The organism is Burkholderia sp. BCC1996, from assembly GCF_905339955.1.
GTDB lineage: Bacteria > Pseudomonadota > Gammaproteobacteria > Burkholderiales > Burkholderiaceae > Burkholderia.
The window spans coordinates 262,202-281,088 of record NZ_CAJPHM010000007.1 but is presented as its reverse complement, the minus strand read 5'-3'; the positions used below and the strand labels follow the sequence as shown (position 1 = coordinate 281,088).

The 18,887-nt window shown below is 69.3% G+C and carries 22 protein-coding genes; 11 read left to right on the top strand and 11 right to left on the bottom strand.

What is annotated here, in order from left to right; all coding sequences use genetic code 11:
• Nucleotide 1: 1 nt before the first annotated feature.
• Genes U4Z64_RS13085 through U4Z64_RS13075 form a run of 3 tightly spaced genes read right to left on the bottom strand, consistent with a single transcriptional unit; the run spans nucleotide 2 to nucleotide 3,094 of the window.
• Nucleotides 2–1,831: a PHA/PHB synthase family protein gene (locus tag U4Z64_RS13085; protein ID WP_321820176.1), complete on the bottom strand. Its 1,830-nt coding sequence runs from the start codon at nucleotides 1,829–1,831 to the stop codon at nucleotides 2–4.
• Nucleotides 1,828–2,574, bottom strand: a complete 747-nt coding sequence (locus tag U4Z64_RS13080) for a beta-ketoacyl-ACP reductase (protein WP_321820175.1) — start codon at nucleotides 2,572–2,574, stop codon at nucleotides 1,828–1,830. The genes U4Z64_RS13085 and U4Z64_RS13080 overlap by 4 nt, the downstream gene beginning before the upstream one ends.
• Complete coding sequence (locus U4Z64_RS13075) at nucleotides 2,564–3,094, bottom strand: hypothetical protein (RefSeq protein ID WP_321797227.1); 531 nt, start codon at nucleotides 3,092–3,094, stop codon at nucleotides 2,564–2,566. Before U4Z64_RS13075 ends, U4Z64_RS13080 begins: the two co-directional genes overlap by 11 nt.
• Before the next feature lie 190 nt (nucleotides 3,095–3,284).
• Here U4Z64_RS13075 and U4Z64_RS13070 point away from each other — a divergent pair, with 190 nt between their 5' ends.
• The 4 genes from U4Z64_RS13070 (at nucleotide 3,285) to U4Z64_RS13055 (ending at nucleotide 6,741) form a co-directional block, all read left to right on the top strand.
• Nucleotides 3,285–4,124 carry a universal stress protein gene (locus tag U4Z64_RS13070; RefSeq protein WP_321809691.1) on the top strand — a complete coding sequence of 280 codons (840 nt, stop codon included), beginning with the start codon at nucleotides 3,285–3,287 and terminating at the stop codon, nucleotides 4,122–4,124.
• 8 nt (nucleotides 4,125–4,132) lie between these two features.
• Nucleotides 4,133–5,335, top strand: a complete 1,203-nt coding sequence (locus U4Z64_RS13065; RefSeq protein WP_321820174.1) for an acetate/propionate family kinase — start codon at nucleotides 4,133–4,135, stop codon at nucleotides 5,333–5,335.
• A gap of 69 nt (nucleotides 5,336–5,404) precedes the next feature.
• Nucleotides 5,405–5,908: a universal stress protein gene (locus U4Z64_RS13060; protein ID WP_124485885.1), complete on the top strand. Its 504-nt coding sequence runs from the start codon at nucleotides 5,405–5,407 to the stop codon at nucleotides 5,906–5,908.
• On the top strand, nucleotides 5,905–6,741 hold the full coding sequence (locus tag U4Z64_RS13055; RefSeq protein ID WP_321809690.1) for a universal stress protein: 837 nt from the start codon (nucleotides 5,905–5,907) through the stop codon (nucleotides 6,739–6,741). Before U4Z64_RS13060 ends, U4Z64_RS13055 begins: the two co-directional genes overlap by 4 nt.
• 52 nt (nucleotides 6,742–6,793) lie before the next feature.
• On the opposite strand, the gene U4Z64_RS13050 is transcribed toward U4Z64_RS13055, so the two are convergent.
• Nucleotides 6,794–7,243 carry a universal stress protein gene (locus U4Z64_RS13050; RefSeq protein WP_044846531.1) on the bottom strand — a complete coding sequence of 150 codons (450 nt, stop codon included), beginning with the start codon at nucleotides 7,241–7,243 and terminating at the stop codon, nucleotides 6,794–6,796.
• A 250-nt stretch (nucleotides 7,244–7,493) separates the two neighbouring features.
• On the opposite strand from U4Z64_RS13050, the gene U4Z64_RS13045 reads away from it, so the two are divergent.
• The 3 genes from U4Z64_RS13045 to fnr all read left to right on the top strand — a co-directional run bounded on the left by U4Z64_RS13045 (nucleotide 7,494) and on the right by fnr (nucleotide 11,314).
• Nucleotides 7,494–9,482 carry a PAS domain S-box protein gene (locus tag U4Z64_RS13045; protein WP_321820173.1) on the top strand — a complete coding sequence of 663 codons (1,989 nt, stop codon included), beginning with the start codon at nucleotides 7,494–7,496 and terminating at the stop codon, nucleotides 9,480–9,482.
• Complete coding sequence (locus U4Z64_RS13040) at nucleotides 9,479–10,126, top strand: response regulator transcription factor (protein WP_044846529.1); 648 nt, start codon at nucleotides 9,479–9,481, stop codon at nucleotides 10,124–10,126. Before U4Z64_RS13045 ends, U4Z64_RS13040 begins: the two co-directional genes overlap by 4 nt.
• 414 nt (nucleotides 10,127–10,540) lie before the next feature.
• Nucleotides 10,541–11,314: a fumarate/nitrate reduction transcriptional regulator Fnr gene (gene fnr / locus U4Z64_RS13035; RefSeq protein ID WP_044846528.1), complete on the top strand. Its 774-nt coding sequence runs from the start codon at nucleotides 10,541–10,543 to the stop codon at nucleotides 11,312–11,314.
• A gap of 25 nt (nucleotides 11,315–11,339) precedes the next feature.
• Here fnr and U4Z64_RS13030 read toward each other — a convergent pair whose 3' ends face one another.
• The gene (locus U4Z64_RS13030; RefSeq protein ID WP_321820172.1) at nucleotides 11,340–12,329 is read right to left on the bottom strand and encodes a zinc-dependent alcohol dehydrogenase family protein; all 990 of its coding nucleotides are present in this window, start codon (nucleotides 12,327–12,329) and stop codon (nucleotides 11,340–11,342) included.
• A 173-nt stretch (nucleotides 12,330–12,502) separates the two neighbouring features.
• Here U4Z64_RS13030 and U4Z64_RS13025 point away from each other — a divergent pair, with 173 nt between their 5' ends.
• The 4 genes from U4Z64_RS13025 (at nucleotide 12,503) to U4Z64_RS13010 (ending at nucleotide 15,281) form a co-directional block, all read left to right on the top strand.
• On the top strand, nucleotides 12,503–13,510 hold the full coding sequence (locus U4Z64_RS13025) for an Acg family FMN-binding oxidoreductase (protein WP_321820171.1): 1,008 nt from the start codon (nucleotides 12,503–12,505) through the stop codon (nucleotides 13,508–13,510).
• A gap of 19 nt (nucleotides 13,511–13,529) precedes the next feature.
• Nucleotides 13,530–13,865 (top strand): c-type cytochrome, encoded by a 336-nt coding sequence (locus U4Z64_RS13020; protein ID WP_124485880.1) that lies wholly within the window; start codon nucleotides 13,530–13,532, stop codon nucleotides 13,863–13,865.
• Nucleotides 13,866–13,887: 22 nt separating this feature from the next.
• Nucleotides 13,888–14,907, top strand: coding sequence for an LOG family protein (locus U4Z64_RS13015; protein WP_321820170.1), 1,020 nt, complete (start codon nucleotides 13,888–13,890; stop codon nucleotides 14,905–14,907).
• A gap of 140 nt (nucleotides 14,908–15,047) precedes the next feature.
• Entirely contained in the window at nucleotides 15,048–15,281 is a 234-nt protein-coding gene (locus U4Z64_RS13010; RefSeq protein WP_124485878.1) for a hypothetical protein, read from the top strand.
• 121 nt (nucleotides 15,282–15,402) lie between these two features.
• Here U4Z64_RS13010 and U4Z64_RS13005 read toward each other — a convergent pair whose 3' ends face one another.
• The 6 genes from U4Z64_RS13005 to U4Z64_RS12980 all read right to left on the bottom strand — a co-directional run bounded on the left by U4Z64_RS13005 (nucleotide 15,403) and on the right by U4Z64_RS12980 (nucleotide 18,812).
• The gene (locus U4Z64_RS13005; RefSeq protein ID WP_321797252.1) at nucleotides 15,403–15,642 is read right to left on the bottom strand and encodes a hypothetical protein; all 240 of its coding nucleotides are present in this window, start codon (nucleotides 15,640–15,642) and stop codon (nucleotides 15,403–15,405) included.
• Between the two features lie 48 nt (nucleotides 15,643–15,690).
• A complete protein-coding gene (locus U4Z64_RS13000) occupies nucleotides 15,691–16,341 on the bottom strand; it encodes a BON domain-containing protein (protein WP_044846525.1) in 651 nt (216 codons plus the stop codon).
• Between the two features lie 205 nt (nucleotides 16,342–16,546).
• Complete coding sequence (locus tag U4Z64_RS12995) at nucleotides 16,547–16,981, bottom strand: Hsp20/alpha crystallin family protein (RefSeq protein WP_044846524.1); 435 nt, start codon at nucleotides 16,979–16,981, stop codon at nucleotides 16,547–16,549.
• 177 nt (nucleotides 16,982–17,158) lie between these two features.
• Nucleotides 17,159–17,434, bottom strand: coding sequence for a DUF1488 domain-containing protein (locus U4Z64_RS12990; RefSeq protein WP_044846571.1), 276 nt, complete (start codon nucleotides 17,432–17,434; stop codon nucleotides 17,159–17,161).
• Nucleotides 17,435–17,474: 40 nt separating this feature from the next.
• Complete coding sequence (locus U4Z64_RS12985; RefSeq protein WP_124485876.1) at nucleotides 17,475–17,948, bottom strand: universal stress protein; 474 nt, start codon at nucleotides 17,946–17,948, stop codon at nucleotides 17,475–17,477.
• Nucleotides 17,949–18,188: 240 nt separating this feature from the next.
• A complete protein-coding gene (locus U4Z64_RS12980) occupies nucleotides 18,189–18,812 on the bottom strand; it encodes a hypothetical protein (RefSeq protein ID WP_260427268.1) in 624 nt (207 codons plus the stop codon).
• Between the last annotated feature and the right edge of the window lie 75 nt (nucleotides 18,813–18,887).

The following is an 18,887-nucleotide window of genomic DNA, read 5'->3' as shown; positions in this document are numbered from 1 at the left end:
TTCAGGTCTCCAGCACGTAGCTGCCGGGCGCCGCGCCGAAGCCGGCGGCCGGCACGCGTGCGGGCACCTCGCCCGACGAATGCGCGTGCAGCCAGTCGTGCCAGCACGTCCACCACGATCCGTCGAGCGCGGGCGTTTCGCTCACGAAGTCGCGCCGGTTGCGGTAAGGCGCGCCGGGCTCGCGCGTCGCGCAGCGATAGTGGCGTCCCGGATGGCCGGGTTCGGACACGATCCCGGCATTGTGGCCGCCGGAGGTCAGCACGAACGTCAGCGCGTGGTGCGTGAGCAGATGGAGCTTGTAGACGGAACGCCAGGGCGACACGTGATCGCGCTCGGTCCCGACCACGAACGTCGGCACGTCGATATCCGACAGCGCGACCGGCCGCCCGTCGACGCAGTAGCGGCCGGCCGCGAGATCGTTGTCGAGAAAGAGGCGCGTCAGGTATTCGGTATGCATCCGGTACGGCATGCGCGTGGTGTCCTCGTTCCACGACATCAGGTCGTTCGGCTTCGTGCGCGTGCCGAGCAGGTATTCGCTCATCATGCGCGACCAGATCAGGTCGCGCGCGTTCAGCAGCTGGAACGCGGCGGACATCTGCGCGCCGTCCAGGTAGCCCTGCCGCCACATCAGCGCATCGAGCGCGGACAGTTCGCTCGCGTCGATGAAGAGGCCGAGTTCGCCGGGTTCGCTGAAATCGGTCTGGGCCGCGAGCAACGTGACGGAGCGCAACGCCTCGTGTTGGCGGCCGTCGCGCGCGAGCGCCGCCGCGCCGATCGCCAGCAGCGTGCCGCCGAGGCAGTAGCCGACCGCGTGGACCGCTTCGCCGCAGATCGAGCGGGCGGCGTCGAGCGCCGCCATGCACCCGTCGCGCAGATAATCGTCGAGCCCGAGCTCGCGCGCTTCCGCACCCGGATTGCACCACGACACGGCAAACACCGTGTAGCCGGCATCGACCAGGAAGCGGATCAGCGAATCGCGCGGCTGCAGGTCGAGGATGTAGTACTTCATGATCCACGACGGCACGATCAGGATCGGCTCGCGCGCCACGTCGGCCGTCGTCGGGTCGTATTGCAGCAGCTCGCACAACGCGTTGCGCCAGACGACGCGGCCCGGCGTGATCGCCACGTCGCGCCCCGGCAGATAGGCGCGCGTATCGCGGGCCCGCGTGCCGTGCGTGCGCTCGAGCAGCGCGTGCGCGTCTTCCAGCCAGTGCCGCCAGCCTGCCGCGAGATTCGCGCCGCCGCTGCGCATCGTCGCGTCGAGCACGACCGGGTTGGTCGCGAGGAAATTGCCCGGCGAGCACGCGTCGAGCCACTGTCGCGCGACGAATCCGACCAGTTCCTCGTGATGCCGTTCGACGCCCGGCACGCCGCGCGTCGCGTCGCGCCACCAGCGCTGGATCGACAGGAAGCCGTCGCGGTACGCGCGAAACGGCCATCCGGACCACGCGGGCGCGGCGAAGCGCGCATCGGCCTGCCCGGCGTGCACGGCCAGGCCGCCCGCGCCGGCATCGTCGGCCTCGCCCTCGCCTTCGCCTTCCGGGTTGGCCGCGGGTGCCACGGCAGCCAGCCACGCCTGCGTCGCAAGCTCGAAGCATTTCCCCGGCGACACGGCCAGATGCGCGCCCCAGTCGAGCGTGGCCAGCGCGAGCGACACGGGCGACAGCCCGAAGGTCATCGCGGCCACGTTCGCATGCGCGGCGCGGTTCCATTGTTCGGCGGGCGACAGCCGGACCGGCATGCATCCGGCCGAACTCGACGCCGGTGCGTTCGTAGCCGTTGGCCGCATCGACTCGTGCTCGATCGGCATGCGCATGACGGATGCGTTCATCGCATGTGCATGCCGCCGTTGACATCAAATTCCGCGCCGGTCGCGAACGCCCCCGCGTCGGAACACAGGAACGCGACGAGCTCGGCGATCTCGCCGGGATTGCCGAGGCGGCCGACCGGAATCTGCGGCAGGATCTTCGCGTCGAGCACGTCCTTCGGCACGGTTTCGAGCATCGCGGTCGCCAGATAGCCGGGGGCCACCGTGTTGACCGTCACGCCGTGGCGCGCGAGCTCGAGCGCCAGCGCCTTCGTGAAGCCATGGATGCCGGCCTTCGCGGCCGCGTAGTTCGCCTGCCCGTATGCGCCGCGCGAACCGTTCACCGAGCCGATGTTCACGATCCGCCCGAAGCCCGCCTCGATCATGCCCGGCACGAACGGCTTCGTCATGTTGAACATGCCGTCGAGGTTGGTGCGCAGCACCGCGTCCCACATGCTCTTGGTCATCTTCACGAAGGTGGCGTCCTGCGTGACGCCGGCGTTGTTGACGAGCACGTCGACGCGCCCGAACTCGGCCAGCACGCGTGCCGCGCAGTGCTGGCACGAATCGTAGTCGGCGACGTCGACCTCGAACGCGTGGAACGTCCGGCCCGCCTCGCGTTCGTGCGTGAGCCACGTCGCGACGTGGTCGTTGCGCTCCGTATGCGACACCGCCACCGTCATGCCTGCATCGTGCAGGCGACGGCTGATCGCGGCGCCGAGGCCCCCCATGCCGCCCGTGACGAACGCGACCCGGTCAGCGCACATGGTCGTTCTCCTGCGCGCCGGTCGTGCCGTTCAGGCGGCGGGCGGCAACTGGCGCCCCGTCGCTCGCGTCCTCGATCCCGCGCTCCAGCGCCGTCATCCAGTCGGCCCACGGCATGCTGGCTTCGTTGACCACGGCCAGTCGCCCCAGGTCGGGCAGCCAGTCGGTCTGATAACGCGACATCGCGCCCGCGCCGTATTCGCGCAACCAGGTGCGCCATGCGCCGGCGTTCTCGTATTGCGCACGCATGCACAGCTCGGCGGCATCCTGCCAGATCGCGACGCTCGCGATCGCGTAGTCGCGCATCACCTGCCGGGTCGCCTCGCCGAAGGCCGGCCACTCGTTCGTGTCAGCCAGCGCCTGCTGCAGGTGGCGAACCGCGGCGCGGTCCCGCTCGATGCGCCGCCCTGCCAGCGCATGCCATTCATGCTGCCAGTCGCTATTCAGCGCGACCATGCGCAGCGCGAGATCGCAGCCCGCGCGGCAAGCGTCGTTCGGTGTCGTCAAAGCGTACGTACTCATCGGCGTCCCTCGTTCGATCCGGTCAATGGGTTGGCATCGCGCCTCGTGCCGCCTGCCCGGGATCGGCATCGCGACCGCTTCACTGTGCGGGCATCGCGCAGGGGAGCCGTTGATCTGAGTCAAGTACGCGGAAACCCTGCTCCGTAGACTGGATTGCACTGGCGGTTCCCCCGTCGATGGAGCGATTCCGATGAGCTACAAGAGCATGCTCGTGCACCTCGATACGAGCGCCCGCGCGCATTCGCGCCTCGAGTTCGCATTGCGCCTCGCGCGGCGCTTCGGTGCGCACCTGACCGGCCTGTTCGCGGTCTACACGCCGGAACCGCATTCGTTCTACGTAATGGCCGGGTCCGCCGATTACTTCCGTGAGCGCCGCGAACAGCGCGACGAGCGGCTCGCCGCGCTGGAACGCCTGTTCCACGCCGAGACGGCCCGCGCGAAAGTGCCGGCCGCGTGGGTGCGAGCCGACGAGCGCGCGAACCTGGCCGTGCCGCGCGCCGCACGCCTGGCCGACCTCGTGATCGCGGGCCAGAGCGACCCGAACGATCCCGAGACCTACATCGACGACCAGTTTCCGGAGAACCTCGTGTTGTCCGCCGGCCGCCCGGTGCTGTTCGTGCCGTGCGCGGGCGAGTTCCCGTCGGTCGGCGAACGGGTGTTCATCGCGTGGGACGGCAGCCGGGAAGCGGCCCGCGCCGCGCACGACGCGCTGCCCTTTCTCGAACACGCGAAGCGCACGACGGTCGCGGCCGTGGTCGACGGCGCTTCGGAAGCGGCGGCCACGCGCATTCCGGCCGCCGACGCCGCGCTGATGCTGGCGCGCCACGCACGCGACGTGAACGTGCTCGATATCGATGCCGGCGCCGGCCCCGCGGTCGGCGATACGTTGCTGTCGCGTGCTTATGAAACGGGTTCCGACCTCCTCGTGATGGGCGCCTACGGCCATCCGCGCTGGCGCGAGCTGGTGATGGGCGGCGCCACCCGCACGGTGCTGGCGTCGATGACGCTGCCGGTCCTGATGTCGCACTGAGCCGGCCGATGCGTACGCTCGCCCTGCTCGTCGTCAATGCCGGTTCGTCGAGCGTGAAGTTCGCGCTCTTTGCCTGCCCGCCGCACGGCGACCCCGCGCGGCGGCCGCTGCACGAGGGCGAAGCGGTCGCGGCCGGCAACAGCGTGTCGATCCGCTTCGACGCCGAGCCGGACGGTTCGCTGCCGCTCGGCACGGCGGACGATCCCTACCGCGCCGTGCTCGCGCGGATCGCGGCGTGGATCCGCGTGAAGTTGCCGCACGTCACGCTGGGCGCGATCGCGCATCGCGTCGTGCACGGCGGCGCACGCTACGTGGAGCCGACGGTCGTCGACGACGACGTGCTGGACGCGCTGCGCACGCTGACGCCGCTCGCGCCGCTGCATCAGCCGCACAGCCTCGATGCGATCGACGTGCTGCGCGACGCGTTTCCGGACGTCCCGCAGATCGCCGTGTTCGACACGGCGTTTCATCGCACGCTGCCGCGCGTCGAGCAGCTGCTGCCGCTGCCGCATGCGTGGTTCGACCAGGGCGTGCGCCGCTACGGATTCCATGGGCTGTCGTACGAATACCTGTCCGTCGCGCTCGACGAGTCGTTCGGCGCCCGTGCGCACGGCCGCGTGATCGCCGCCCATCTCGGCAGCGGCGCGAGCCTGTGCGCGCTGCGCGACTGCCGCAGCGTCGCGACGACCATGGGCTTCTCCGCGCTCGACGGATTGATGATGAGCACCCGCTGCGGAACGCTCGATCCCGGTGTCGTCCTGCACCTGCTCGAGGCCGGCAAGCTGTCCGGCGACGAGCTGGGACACATGCTATATCACGAATCGGGGCTCAATGGCGTGTCGGGCGCGTCGGGCGACCCGCGCGTGCTGCTCGCGCGCGAGGCGGCCGGGGACGAAGCCGCCCGCGATGCGCTGGCGCTGTACGTCCATCGCATAGTGCGCGAGACGGGCGCACTGACCGCGCTGCTCGGCGGCCTCGACATGCTGGTCTTCACGGCCGGCATCGGCGAACACTCGGCGGTGTTGCGCGAGCGGATCTGCGCGTCGCTCGGCTGGCTCGGCATCGCGCTCGACGCGCGCGCGAATGCCGATCATGCGCACGTCGTGTCGTGCGCGGCGAGTGCGGTCGCGGTGGTCGTCGAGCCGACCAACGAGGCGTGGGTCGCGGCGCGCGCCGCGGTGCGCGTGCTGCGCGCCCATCGCGACGCTTGATCCAGATCAGCGCGAGCGGCGCATACGCGCCGATGATGGTTCCATCGGCATCCGTTGAAGGGAAACGTCATGTACTCGAACATTCTGGTCGCGCTCGACGGCAGCGATACGTCGTCCCGCGCACTCGACGCCGCGCTGAACCTCGCGGCGGAGACGGGTGCGCGGCTGACCCCGGTCTACGTCGTCGACTTCCTGGTGCCGGCCTACGACACGTACGGATACGATCCGTCGATCCTGATCGACGCATTCCGCGAGGAAGGACTGCGCGTCACGGATGACGCGGCACGCCGCATGAAAGCGCGCGACGTGGCCGGCACGCCGCAGATCTCCAACGTCGCGCCGGCCGGCGAAGACGTTGCGCACCGGATCGTCGGTCTCGCCGGCGAGATCGGCGCCGACCTGGTCGTGATCGGCACGCATGGCCGGCGCGGTTTCCGGCGCATGTTCCTCGGCAGCGTGGCCGAGCGCGTGCTGCGTCAGGCCACGTGCCCGGTCCTGACGATACCGGCGAGCTGCGCCGGGCAGGCGCCCGCCGAAACCACCGCGGCATCAACCGAAAAGGAGCCGTCATGAGCTACAAGACCCTGCTCGTCCATCTCGACGACAGCGAGCGCTGTGCGACGCGCGTCGACCTCGCGCTCCAGCTCGCGCGACGCTGGAACGCCCATCTGATCGGCCTCTACGTGGTCTGCCAGGACCTCCTGGAGCCGCTGCGGCGGCCGGACGAACCGCTGAAGCTGGCCGTCTACGAACGCCTGTGCGAACAGCGGCGCAAGGAGGCCGAGGAGCGATTCCTCGCGGCCGCCGAGCGCGCGGGGCACAACCAAGTCGAGTGGCAAGCGCCGGCCGGCGAGGCGACCGCCGCCGCGGTCCTGCACGCGCGCCATGCCGATCTGCTGGTGCTCGGCCAGGAAGACCCCGACGACCGGCTGACCTACGTCGCACGTCATTTCGTCGAGGACGTCGTAATGGGCAGCGGACGCCCGGCGCTCGTCGTGCCCTACGCGGGCGACGTGCGCACGCTCGGCGAGAACGTGCTGATCGGCTGGGACGGCGGGCGCGAAGCCGCCCGCGCGCTGGCCGACGCGCTGCCGCTGCTCGCCCGCGCGCGCTTCGTCAACGTCGAGACGGTCACCCGCGGGCAACCCGATCCGGACAAGACGCCGGCGGGCGTCGACGTCGCCGCGTATCTCGAACGGCACGGCATTCGCGCGTCGTTCTCGACCACGCCGCGCGAACGGCCGGTGAGCGTGGGCGCGACGCTGCTGAACCGGGTGACCGACCTGCATGCGGATCTGCTGGTGATGGGCCTGTACAGCCATGCGCGCATGCATGAACGCGTGCTGGGCGGCGCGACGCGCACGATCCTCGAAACGATGACGGTGCCGGTCCTGCTGTCTCACTGAACGAACGAAAACGGGGCAGCCGCGCGCGGCTGCCCTCGTCCCGTCACGACCGTCACAACATGCCGGCACACGCGCCCGGCCCCTCCCGTACGACCAGCACCGGCCGGTCCGCGATGCGCACCAGCGATTCGGCGACGCTGCCGACGAACATGCGCCGGAAACCGCGCCGCCCATGCGTGCCCATCACGATCAGGTCCGCGTCGCATTCGGCGGCGGCACGCGCCAGCACGTCCGATACGTTCTCTCCGCGCGCGTCGATCGTGTGCGCGATGCCGCGTACGCCGGACAGCCGGAACGCCGTTTCCGCGTCCGAGACCGCGACCGCGGCCTCGTTCGTGTCCAGCCCGGCCAGGTCGCGCTGGTCGGCCAGCCGCGGCGCATCCGACACCACGCACATGGCGATGACCAGACCGCCCGACTCGCGGGCGAGCGAGATCGCCTCGTCGAGCGCGAGGCGCGCGCCACGGCTGGCGTCGAGTGCCGCAAAGATCCTTTGGTACATGACGCCTCCCAGTTGTCGTCAGGGGTCGACCGGTTCGTGAAGCCAGTCTGATCCTCGCAGGCGACGCTCCGTTGACGCGGGTCAAACACGCGCGGCGCCGCCCCCTTGCGCGTCGGTCCCGATTGGCGAACGTCGGCAAAACGCGCACAATTCAGGGCGATATCGCAGTTGCGGCCTGCCCCGCCTTTCGTGCCCCGCGTCCGGCCCGCCGCCAGCCAGCCGTCGACGAAATCCGCCAGGATGAACGGCAATGACAGTGAATGCGCCTCCCCTCCAGGCCGGACCGGCTTCGCACCGGATTCGGCCCGCCCGATATGCAGCCGCGGCCGCGCTGCTGACGCTGGCGCTTGGCCTGGCTGCAACGTTCGCGGCATCCCGCGTACTGCAGAACGGGGCGCAGCACGCCGCCCAGGCGAGGTTCGCGCAAACCGCGACACTCGCGACGGCCGACCTCCGGCGCAGCCTCCTCGGTGCGGCTGCCGTATTGCGCGGCGCGCGCGGCTTCGCGTCGACCCTGCCCGCGCCGCAATCCGGAGCGGCGTGGCGCCGCTATCTCGCGAGCCTGAATCTGGACGAATTGCAGTCGCCGGTCCGCAGCCTCGGAAGAATCGAGCCGAGCGCGGCGGAAGACGATCAGGCGACGCGGCAGGCGCTGCAGCGCGCGGCGGAAACCGGCAAGGTCGCGCTCGCCGCGAACGCGATCCAGGACGCCACCGATGCCGCGCTCGCGCGGACGGAGCTGACGCTGTACCTGCCGATTTATGCGAACGCTGAAGACCTCGCTTCGTCCGGGACGCGGCACGCCACGGCGACCGGATACGTTTATGCCGCGCTGAATCCGGCTCGTCTCGTCGATTCATCCGTACTCGATCGGCTGCGCGTGGAAATCATGGCCGACAATCCGGCCGCGCCGGTGTATGCGGGCGGCTTCGGCGCCGGCGACTCGAGCGCCGCCGGCGACATGTTCCGGCGAACCGATTCCGTCACGTTCGGCGGCACGCCGCTCGCGCTGCGCTACTGCGCGCCGCGCGCCGACACGTCCGGTCCGACGACGGCCGTCCTGCTGGCCGGCACTGTGCTCTCGCTGACGCTGGCCGCGCTCGTGCGGCAGGTCGTCGCGAAACGCGCGCCGGCCCCCGCCGGCGACAGCCAACCCACCGAGGCGCGGATGATGGGCATCATCCGGTCGTCGATGGAGGCCGTCATCACCGTCGACGAGCGTCAGACGATCGTGATCTTCAACCCGGCCGCCGAACACGTGTTCGGCGTCAGCGCGATGGAGGCGATCGGCGCGCCGCTGTCCCGCTTCATCCCCGAGCGCTTTCGCGCCGCGCATGCGCGACACGTCGAGCAGTTCGGCGTGACGGGCGTGTCGGAGCGCCAGATGGGGCGGCAACGCGTGCTGTTCGGCTTGCGCGCCGACGGCACCGAGTTTCCGATCGAGGCGTCGATCTCGCAGATTCGCGACGGCACCGGCAAGCTGTACACGGTCATGCTGCGCGACGTGACCGAGCGGGTGCGTGCGGAAAATGCGCTCAAGCGGTCGCGCGAGGAACTGCGCGAGCTGTCCGCCAACCTGCAGAACGTGCGGGAGGAAGAGAAAACGCGGATCGCGCGCGAACTGCACGACGACCTCGGCCAGCAACTCACCGCGCTCAAGATGGATCTGTCGGCCGTCGAGCTGGGGCTCGCGGGCATCGTCGCTCCCAATACCGGCGTGCGCGAGCAACTGAACGGCATGCACCGCCTGATCGATTCGACCGTTGCGTCGGTCCGGCGCATCGCGGCCGATCTGCGGCCGGTGATGCTCGACGACCTGGGTCTCGTTCCGGCGATCGAATGGCTTGCAAACGATTTCACGCGCCGCTACCGGATCACGGTCGAGCGGGACATCGCCCCCGTCGATACCGCGTTCACCGGCGCCGGTGCGACGACGCTGTTCCGCATCGTGCAGGAGGCGCTGACCAACGTCGCGCGGCACTCGGACGCGACGAACGTGAAACTGGCATTGAAAGTGGAAGACGGTTATTGCATGCTGCGCATCGCGGACAACGGTCACGGCGCGCCGGAGCCCGCCCGCAACGGGCAGGACCGCCCGTCGTTCGGCCTGATCGGGATCCGCGAGCGCGCGCACATGCTCGACGGGACGGTGACGATCGACAACCGGCCGGGCGCGGGTTTCACGATCACCGTGGCGTTGCCGCTGCACGCCATCCAGCAAGGAGAAGTGCCTTCATGATCAGGGTACTCATTGCCGACGACCACGCGCTCGTCAGGGACGGCCTGCGGCACATCCTGCAGAGCGCGAGCGGTTTCGAGGTCGTCGGGGAAGCGCAGGACAGCGCGTCGACGATCGCGCTCATGCGCGGCACCGATGCCGACGTGCTGGTGCTCGACCTGTCGATGCCCGGCCGCAACGGCGTCGAACTCATCAAGCAGATCAAGGACGAGAAGCCGGGATTGCATGTCCTCGTGCTGACGATGCATGCCGAGCAGCAGTACGCGGTGCGGGCATTCCGCGCGGGCGCCTCGGGCTACATGACCAAGGAAAGCGCCAGCGCCGAACTGGTTGCCGCTTTGACCAAGATCGCGGCCGGCGGCGTCTACGTCAGCCTGACCATGGCCGAGCAGTTCGCGCAGAGCCTGAACGAGCCGACCGATCTCCTGCCGCACCAGCGCCTGTCCGACCGCGAGTTCGACGTGTTCCGGCGCGTCACCACCGGCGAGTCGATTTCCGAAATCGCGCAGGCGCTGTGCGTCAGCGTCAAGACCGTCAGCACGTACAAGACGCGGATCCTCGAGAAGATGCAGATGCCGAACGACACGGCACTCGTACGCTACGCGATGCGCCACAAGCTGTTCGAGGACCCGGACGAGCTCTGACGGCGGCATCGGGCGCGGTCGCGCCCCGTCAGGATGTCCCGACGGCATCGGTGACGGCGGCCGGGGCGGCGCCGCACCGTTCATCGGCGGCCGGCACCCCGCCGCGACGCTCGCGACAAGTTGCCGCACCCCTGTAGGAAACGTCCTACAAGACTTCCGTCTCACCTACCGCAACTTCAATTCCGGCTGATTTTCTTGACGCCGCGCAACATCCATACTGGCATCAGTAAAAACGAGCAAACGTGCCTCCCGGAGCAACGGCCGCATCATCGTCGAGACCGGCGTATCGGTCTCCCGGCGCGTCCGGCGGGGCTTTTCCGAGAAGAAGGCGGCAGAGACCAAAGCCGCCGGTACAACGGCCAGCGCGACCCCGCCCGACGGCGGCCCGCCGCTGTCCCCGAACTGGAGCCGATCATGCAGAGCAGTGCCGAAGCCACGACGACCATGCCGATGCGCCCGTTCATCCCGCTGCATCGCGTCGAAGCGGCAGATCAACCCAAGCGCGCCGCGTCCCGCTGTTCGACGTGCGCATTGCGTACCGTCTGCATGCCGTCCGATCTGTCGCCCGACGATTTCGCGCGCGTCGACGCAATGATCTGCACGACGCGCCACGTCAAGCGCGGCGAAACGCTGTTTCGCGCGGGCGATGCGTTCAACAGCATCTACGCAGTGAGAACCGGGTCGTTCAAGACCATCGTGATGCATCGCGACGGCGACGAGCAGATCACCGGCTTCCAGATCGTCGGCGAGTCGCTCGGGCTCGACGGCGTGTACACCGGGCACCACAACGGCGACGCGATCGCGCTCGAGGACAGCACGGTCTGCATCATCCCGTTCGGCCAGCTCGAGCAGATGTGCCGCGAAGTGCGGCCGATGCAGCACCACGTGTACCAGATGATGGGCGGCGAGATCGTGCGCGAATCCTCGCAGATGCTGCTGCTCGGCACGATGAGCGCCGAACAGCGGGTGGCCGCGTTCCTGCTGAATCTGTCCGCGCGCTTCAAGGCGCGCGGCTACTCGGCCGCGGAATTCGTGCTGCGGATGACGCGCGACGAGATCGGCGAATATCTCGGCATGAAGCTCGAAACCGTCAGCCGCATGCTGTCGAAGTTCCAGCACAAGGGGCTCGTCGCGGCGCAAGGCAAGCAGATCCGGATCGTCGATTCGGAAGGCCTGCAGCAGATCTGAGCGCGCCGCGGCGCCGTCGAGCAGCTCAACCGCGCATGCCCAGCACGGCGGCGCCCGATACGCGGCCGCCGCGCAGGTCGTCGAGTGCGCGGTTCGCGTCGGTCAGCGCATAGCGCACCGCCTCGACCCGCAGCGGCATCGCGGCCGCGATCCGCATGAATTCGACCGCATCCGCGCGTGTCAGGTTGGCCACCGACGCGATGCGGCGCTCGCCCCACAGCCACGCGTACGGAAAGCCCGGGATGTCGCTCATGTGAATGCCGCCGCACACGACGATCCCGCCCTTGTCGAGCGCGCGCAGCGCGGCCGGCACCAGCGCCCCCACCGGCGCGAAGATCAGCGCGGCATCGAGCGGCTCCGGCGGCGCTTCGTCGCTGCCGCCGGCCCACGCCGCACCCAGCGACAGCGCGAGCTGCTGCGCGGCCGTGTCGCCGGGCTTCGTCAGCGCGAACACCTTGCGTCCTTCGCAATGCGCGACCTGCGCGACGAGATGGGCCGCCGCACCGAAGCCGTAGATGCCGATGCGGCGCGCGTCGCCCGCCATCCGCAGGGTGCGATAACCGATCAGGCCCGCGCACAGGAGCGGCGCGGCTTCCAGATCGGAGTAGCGCTGCGGCAGATGCACGCAATAGCGATGGTCGGCGAGCGCGCACTCGGCGTAGCCGCCGTCGATCGTATAGCCGGTGAATCCGGGGGTGTCGCACAGATTCTCGCGGCCGGACGTGCAATATGCGCAATGCCCGCACGTCGAGCCCAGCCACGGCACGCCGACCCGGTCGCCGACGGCGAAGCCCGTCGCGCCTTCGCCCAGCCTGCGCACCGTCCCGACGATTTCGTGACCCGGAATCAGCGGCAGCTTCGGGTGCGCGAGCTCGCCGTCGACGACGTGCAGATCGGTCCGGCAGACGCCGCATGCGTGGACGTCGATCAGCAGCTGGCCCGCCGCGGGCGACGGCTCCGGCACGCGCGTTTCGCGCAAATGCGGCGTCGTGCCGTCAAACATCATCGCAAGCATGCTCGCCTCCCTGCGCGACCGGTTTCGCGCGCTTCGCCATCCAAGGCTAGTCGCTCCGCCCCGCGTGCGTTCGGCGCGATGACCGGCGCTTGACGTGGGTCAACGGCCGCCGGACGGTTGCTGACACGATGAAGTGGCACGACGCCGCCCGCGCGGCGACCTGGAGATGATCGATGATATCCGTTCCCCCGCTTGCCGCAAGCGCCCATCCCGACCAGCAGCTGAGGGAGCTGCTGGGCTACGCGGTGCTGGCGCCGTCCAGCCACAATTCCCAGCCGTGGCGCTTCCTGGTCAACGGCGCCACGATATCGGTCTGCGCGGACCGCGTGCGCGCGTTGCCGGTGGTCGATCCGTTCGATCGCGAGTTGATCATCAGCTGCGGCGCGGCGTTGCTCAACCTGCGGGTCGCGCTCAATCACGCCGGGCTCGCCCATACGATCGGCACGTTTCCTTCCGAAGTCGATCCCGATCTGCTGGCGCTCGTCCGCGTCTGCGACGACGGCTATTCCGATGCGTCCCTCGGCACGCTGTTCGATGCAATTCCGGAGCGCGTCACGACGCGCGCGCCGTTCGAATCGACGGCCGTGCCGCACGAGATCCAGCAGGCGCTGATTGCTGCCGGCGTCGCGGAAGGCGCCGACGTCGCGTGCGTCGACGCGCTCGCGCACCGTGCGCGCGTGGCCGAACTGGTTGCCGCGGCCGACCGCCAGCAGTTCGCGGACCCGCGCTTCCGGCGCGAGCTGGCGAGCTGGATCGATCCGCGCCGGCACGCCGACGGCATGCCGGCATTCGCGGCCGGCGTGCCGGCGCTGCTGGATTTCGCCGCGCCCGTCGTGACGATGGCGGTACGGACCTTCGATCTCGGCGACGGGCTGGCCGCGCTGCATCACCAGCTCGTCGGCGCATCGCCGCTGATCGTATGCATCGCGACCGTGCGCGACGATCGCGACGCGTGGCTCGCCGCCGGGCAGGCGCTCGAGCGGATCCTGCTCGTCGCGACGCGCGCCGGTTATACCGCGTCGTACCTGAACCAGCCGATCGAGACGGCCGGGTTGCGCGCCCACCTGCGCCACATGCTCGGGCTGCGCGGCGAGCCGCAGTTGCTGCTGCGCGTCGGGCGCGGCCCGCATACGCCGCATTCGCCGCGTCGCCCGCTCGACGAAGTGATCTCCTTCACCTGATCTCGACGAGGAACCGAACATGAACATCGTGCGTTGCGCCGCCCTCTGCGCGCTCGCCGCGCTCGCCGGCACGGCCGCCGCGCAGACGACCGTGCCCGAGCCGACCGAACTCGTCAATGCGCAGCACTGCATGTTCTGCCATACGCCCGACAAGACGTTCCTCGGGCCGTCGTTTCACGAGATCGCCGAGCGCTACCGCGGCGATCCGCACGCCGCCGCGCAGCTGGAACGCAAGCTGCGCGTCGGCGGCCGTGCGCACTGGGGCGACACGCCGATGCCGTCCGCCATCGATCGCGGCGGCCCGCTGTCTCGCGACGACGCGCATCGGCTCGTGCAATGGGTGTTGAGCCAGTGACCGTCGCGTGGCGCTTCCGTTCATGTCGACCCTCGTCAAACGCGCGCCCGCCGGCATGACACGCGGCCACGCACGCCGCGGCCCCGCCCCCGCCGCGACGATCGCCAAGATGCGCGGCAAACGGCTACGCGCGAGGCCCGATGCCGTCGTCGGCAAGAACGCCATCCCGCGCCGCGCGCGGCGCGTCGCCCCATCCCCGAACCGCGTCTCGGCCGAAGCAGACGCGACCCTTCTGCGGGGTTCCGGCATGCGCGGCATCCGGCTGCAATTCGATTACTGGAAAGCCGAGGAGCGCCTGCAGAACGAACGGATCGGCCATGCGGTCGTGATCTACGGCAGCACGCGCATCGTCGCGCCGTCGGTCGCGAAGGCGCGGCTGGACGAAGCGAATCGCCTGCTCGCGGAGCGTCCGTACGACCCGAGCCGGCGGCGCGCCGTCACGATCGCCAGCCGGCTCGTCGAATACAGCGTGTATTACCGCGTCGCGCGCGCGTTCGGGCGCATCGTCGCCCATGCCGACCGGTGCACGCGCACCGCGCGGCTCGCGATCGTCACCGGCGGCGGCCCCGGCATCATGGAGGCCGCCAACCGAGGGGCGTACGAGCGCGGCGCGCCGAGCATCGGCTTCAATATCGAGCTGCCGCGTGAACAGGCGCCCAATCCGTACATCACGCGGGCGCTCTGCTTCCGGTTCCACTATTTCGCGATCCGCAAGCTGCACCTGCTCGAGCGCGCGAAAGCGGCCGTCTTCTTCCCCGGCGGCTACGGCACGTTCGACGAGCTGTTCGAAGTGCTGACCCTGCTGCAGACGCGCAAGATCGCGCCGCTGCCGGTCGTCCTCGTCGGCGAGGCGTACTGGCGCCGCGCGGTCGACCTGGCGTTTCTCGCGGACGAAGGGATGATCGACCGCCGCGACCTGGAACTGTTCACGTATTGCGAATCCGCCGAGGCGATCTGGGACGCGATAGGCAGCTGGTATGCGCGGCGTCGCGAACGCGCGCCGGCACGCTGCAACGGGTCTTCGAAGCCACGTTCCGTGTAGGAATCCGCCGACGAGACGGGTGCGATTCCTACCTCGACTTCGGGGCACGCTGATTGAATCGGGAGCGCGCGGCAACGATACTGAAACCACGGATACCGGCCGACCGGCACGCCGATCGCACAACAACCAGGAGAAGCGTCATGTCACACGCCGACTATCGTTCCGATTCGGGGATGCGGGCCGCCGCATCCGACACGGCCGACACGGCCGCGCTCGACACGCTGGCACTCGTCGCGCTCGCCCGGGACGCCGGCATGCTGGTGACACTCGACGGGCAGATCGGGCGCGAGCGCTACGAAAGCGTGACGGGATCGATCGCCACACTGGCCCGCTTCGCCCAGGCGCTGCAGCTTTCCGCGCTCAAGGTGGAGTGATACGCGACGGCGTGGTGTGGCGCCTCGGCATCTGTCGCCGGTGCGACACCCGCGTCGCCGCGCGGCTTCGCGCAGCGCGCGACGGGACCGACGCCTGCGTCGCCCCGCCCCGCTCACCGGTTCAGGTCGTGAAGGTGTTCGACTTGCGCATCTCGATCCACGTCATCCCGGCTCGCAGCGCGTCGATCGCGGCTTCGCGCTCGGTCGCATGCGTCCTGCAGTGCGCGAACGTCCGCTCGCACCTGCCGTCCGGCGATTCGAGCGTGACGTGGATCCGGCAGCGGAAGGCGCCCGTTTCGGCCGCGACCGTCTCGATCGCGACCGACCAGTCCGTTTCGTGAAGTTCGCCTGAAAGCGTCATTCGACCGCCCTCCCGGATCGCCGCGAACCGCTCCTGCGCCTGCCGGACTTACTCGACCACCAGATCGTCGATCACGGCACGCACGCCGCGCGCGGACCACGCGGCACCCCGCACGGCCTTGCGCTCGGAGAACGAGCCGACCTTGCCGGACAGCCGCACGGTGCCGTCGTGCACGTCGATCGCGATGTGCCTCGCCTCGCGCTCCGCATGGCGCATGATCGCGCGCTTGATGTTGCCGCCGATGTCGGCCGAACCGACCGTCCCCTGTACCGCGATGTGGTCGGTCACGCCCGTCACGCTGCGCATCTGCGAGATCGCGCGCACGGCCAGGTGGCTCTGGTACGCCCAGTCGACCTTGCCGGACAACGTGATCCAGCCGCGTTCGACCTGCACCTTGACCGCGTCGTCATGCAGCCCGACCGTCCAGTGCAGCACCGAACGCACCGCTTTCGCGATGTCCTCGTCGGTGCGCACGTCGTCGTCCGGCAGATGCACGGTCATGTCGACGACGAGCGCCTTGACGCCGGCCACGCGGTTCGCCGCGCGCTCGATCGCCAGCTTCTCCGCGTAGCTCGGCGGGTGCCCGGAAAGCGTCACGATCCGGTCGGCCACCTCGACGCCGATGCGGGTCGAATCGATCGCCGGGTCGGACTCCAGTTCGTCCTGGACATCCTCTTTCAACTGCTTGTCGGTTTTCATCGTCTGCTCTCCTGTGAGCCCGCGGCGTGCCTGTTGGCCGCACGCAGCCAGCGTTGCACACGCGCGGCTTTCGATCGCTGATGCAGGTCAACGGATGCCGCGCGCCGCACGTCGTAGCGCGGCGAAGCGGCGCGCGGATCGCTCCGCGCGTCGGCTCCTGCCGATGGGCGACGCGTGCCTGCCTCGCCCGCTGCCCGTCGTCCGATCAGCTGATCGTGAGTTTCTTCTGCCCGACCGGCGCCTTCTTCGGCAGCGTCAGCGACAGCACGCCATCCTGATACGTCGCCGTCGCGCTCGCATCGTCGATATCGCCGGACAGCGAGAACGAGCGGCTGATCGCACCGCTGTAGCGCTCGCGCCGGATCACGCGCTCGCCTTCCTTCTGCTCGTTGTTGCGCTCGATCTTCGCGTGGATCGATACGGTATTGCCCGTCACCTGGACGTCGATATCGTCCTTGGCGACGCCGGGCAGTTCCGCATTGACGGTGTACGCCTTGTCGTTTTCGGTGACGTCGATCTTCATCGATGCAAGATCGGGCTGGTCCGCCAGCGCCATGCCGCGCAGCGGCCTGAACAGCCCCTGGAACAGGTCGGATACGGGTTCGATCGAAAACGGATCGTAACGCGTCATGTTGCTCATGATTCGTACTCCTCATATGGTGACATGCGGCCGGTGCGCTCGTCCCGACAGCAGCGGCCGCAATGAAGATCGGAGGGCGCGACACCCCATGTCGCGCATGGGACGATTGATCCTTGGAAGTCCAGCGTACCTGCGCGCCCCGGCGCGCGCTTGACGCGCGTCAAGGGCGGCGGCCAGTTACGTACAGAAGCGGAAATAGCCGCTGTGAAGCAGGACCGGCCGGCCGCCGATTTCCTCGAGCAGGCAGCGTGCCGCCCGCTCGATGGCGGGACGATGGCGCGCAAACGCGTCGACGAGATCCTGCTCGCGAGGCGACGCCGCGCGGAAGTGATCTTCCAGCGCGGCCGCAGTGATCGAACAGCGTACGCGCCGACCTTCCACGAGCGCCGGAAAGCTCAACGCCGGGTCGAATCCGCAATACGTCGGCTGTTCGGAAGGAAACGATATCTGCATGATGATCACCTGGGGAGGTAGGCGCTGGCCGACGGCGACACTAGGCCGCCGCGACCGTCGCGGGCGCGGCATCCTCACCGCGCACGAGCAGGACCGGGCAACTCGACGCGCGGAGGAAACGTTCGGCGACGCTGCCGAGCACCAGCCGCCGGACCCCGCGCCGACCGTGCGTGCCGACCACGGCCAGATCGATCGAACGATCGACGACGTAGCGCTGCAGGCGCGCCGCGACGTCCTGGCCGAAATCGGTCTCGATGAGGTCCGTCTCGCCGTTGACTGCCGCGCGCGAGATCGTCCGGTCGGCGTCTCGCAGGATCGCGGCGCCGTGGCGCCGGATTTCGTCGAGCAAGGCTTCCGGCTCCATCCGGCCGCCGTAGGCGAACAGCGTGGACTTGTCGACGACGAACACGGCGAACAGGCGGGCGCCGCACAGCCTGGCCATCCTGAGACCTTCGTCGAGCGCGCGATGCGCCGAAGGACTACCGTCCGTGGCAACCATGATATTCGTGTACATGCGAACCTCGCTGATGAACGGACGCGCCGGCGGCGTTCGGCTTCGCTTCCATCATCGGCGCTCGCCGCGGGCAGGCGTTGACCAAGGTCAACGGTCGGGAGCCGCCGCGAAACCGGCACGCGTGGCGACTGGCGCTCGTCGCGGCATGCGGGCCGAAGCGGTCGGCGGTAGGCCGTTGGCCGGCGTCCGGCCGACCGGGAGGCGAGGCGCCGCATTGCCGAAGACCGACGGCATCCGCCGCTAGCCCGGCGGGTTCTCGTCCGACCGAAAGCCTTGCTCGATTTCAAGGATCTTCCTGGCGCACGCGTCGTATTGCCATCCCGGGCCGCCGTTGCTGTCATACATGCCCTTGCACATCGCCTTGAGCCGGATCACCGAGCCGCCGCCACCCGATTCCGCGCGCGACGCCCAGAGATAGACTTCTCCGGCCACATACGGTTGCGCCGTCTCGATCCGGTCCGCACTGAATCGCGTGATTCGGGTCGACGAATGATCCTGGACGTAGCGCCGCGTGCGGCTCCACGCACGGTCGCACTCGGACGGCGTCGAACACTGCAGCGAGGTGGCCTGACGCATCTCGAGCAGTCGTGTTTCCATCGTCCTGAAGGTCCCGGTTCGCTCCGCCCCGGCACATGCGCCCAGCGCGAGCAGCACAGCCATCGCCAACGCCCGTCGTTTCATCGTCAATGCCTCGTCCGGCCGTGAATTCCGCATACGGTCACGCGCCGCTTTGCGCGGGCGCTCGAACCGACTGTATTGCCGCCCCGGGGAATGCGGTTGACCTGCGTCAAGCGTCTGATCGCGCGTCTGTCGGGCGTCCGGCTTGACCGGCATCAAGTCGCGATACGCCGTGGTCGGCTGCAATAGGGTTCGTCGCGTCGGCAATTCCGGGCCTGCCGGCCGGATCCGGCGACATCGGGCGAACGAGAACGCGCATAC

Coding starts and splice junctions, on each gene's coding strand:
- U4Z64_RS13085 (WP_321820176.1), bottom strand. CDS start 1,831: ATGAACGCATCCGTCATGCGCATGCCGATCGAGCACGAGTCGATGCGG.
- U4Z64_RS13080 (WP_321820175.1), bottom strand. CDS start 2,574: ATGTGCGCTGACCGGGTCGCGTTCGTCACGGGCGGCATGGGGGGCCTC.
- U4Z64_RS13075 (WP_321797227.1), bottom strand. CDS start 3,094: ATGAGTACGTACGCTTTGACGACACCGAACGACGCTTGCCGCGCGGGC.
- U4Z64_RS13070 (WP_321809691.1), top strand. CDS start 3,285: ATGAGCTACAAGAGCATGCTCGTGCACCTCGATACGAGCGCCCGCGCG.
- U4Z64_RS13065 (WP_321820174.1), top strand. CDS start 4,133: ATGCGTACGCTCGCCCTGCTCGTCGTCAATGCCGGTTCGTCGAGCGTG.
- U4Z64_RS13060 (WP_124485885.1), top strand. CDS start 5,405: ATGTACTCGAACATTCTGGTCGCGCTCGACGGCAGCGATACGTCGTCC.
- U4Z64_RS13055 (WP_321809690.1), top strand. CDS start 5,905: ATGAGCTACAAGACCCTGCTCGTCCATCTCGACGACAGCGAGCGCTGT.
- U4Z64_RS13050 (WP_044846531.1), bottom strand. CDS start 7,243: ATGTACCAAAGGATCTTTGCGGCACTCGACGCCAGCCGTGGCGCGCGC.
- U4Z64_RS13045 (WP_321820173.1), top strand. CDS start 7,494: ATGACAGTGAATGCGCCTCCCCTCCAGGCCGGACCGGCTTCGCACCGG.
- U4Z64_RS13040 (WP_044846529.1), top strand. CDS start 9,479: ATGATCAGGGTACTCATTGCCGACGACCACGCGCTCGTCAGGGACGGC.
- fnr (WP_044846528.1), top strand. CDS start 10,541: ATGCAGAGCAGTGCCGAAGCCACGACGACCATGCCGATGCGCCCGTTC.
- U4Z64_RS13030 (WP_321820172.1), bottom strand. CDS start 12,329: ATGCTTGCGATGATGTTTGACGGCACGACGCCGCATTTGCGCGAAACG.
- U4Z64_RS13025 (WP_321820171.1), top strand. CDS start 12,503: ATGATATCCGTTCCCCCGCTTGCCGCAAGCGCCCATCCCGACCAGCAG.
- U4Z64_RS13020 (WP_124485880.1), top strand. CDS start 13,530: ATGAACATCGTGCGTTGCGCCGCCCTCTGCGCGCTCGCCGCGCTCGCC.
- U4Z64_RS13015 (WP_321820170.1), top strand. CDS start 13,888: ATGTCGACCCTCGTCAAACGCGCGCCCGCCGGCATGACACGCGGCCAC.
- U4Z64_RS13010 (WP_124485878.1), top strand. CDS start 15,048: ATGTCACACGCCGACTATCGTTCCGATTCGGGGATGCGGGCCGCCGCA.
- U4Z64_RS13005 (WP_321797252.1), bottom strand. CDS start 15,642: ATGACGCTTTCAGGCGAACTTCACGAAACGGACTGGTCGGTCGCGATC.
- U4Z64_RS13000 (WP_044846525.1), bottom strand. CDS start 16,341: ATGAAAACCGACAAGCAGTTGAAAGAGGATGTCCAGGACGAACTGGAG.
- U4Z64_RS12995 (WP_044846524.1), bottom strand. CDS start 16,981: ATGAGCAACATGACGCGTTACGATCCGTTTTCGATCGAACCCGTATCC.
- U4Z64_RS12990 (WP_044846571.1), bottom strand. CDS start 17,434: ATGCAGATATCGTTTCCTTCCGAACAGCCGACGTATTGCGGATTCGAC.
- U4Z64_RS12985 (WP_124485876.1), bottom strand. CDS start 17,948: ATGTACACGAATATCATGGTTGCCACGGACGGTAGTCCTTCGGCGCAT.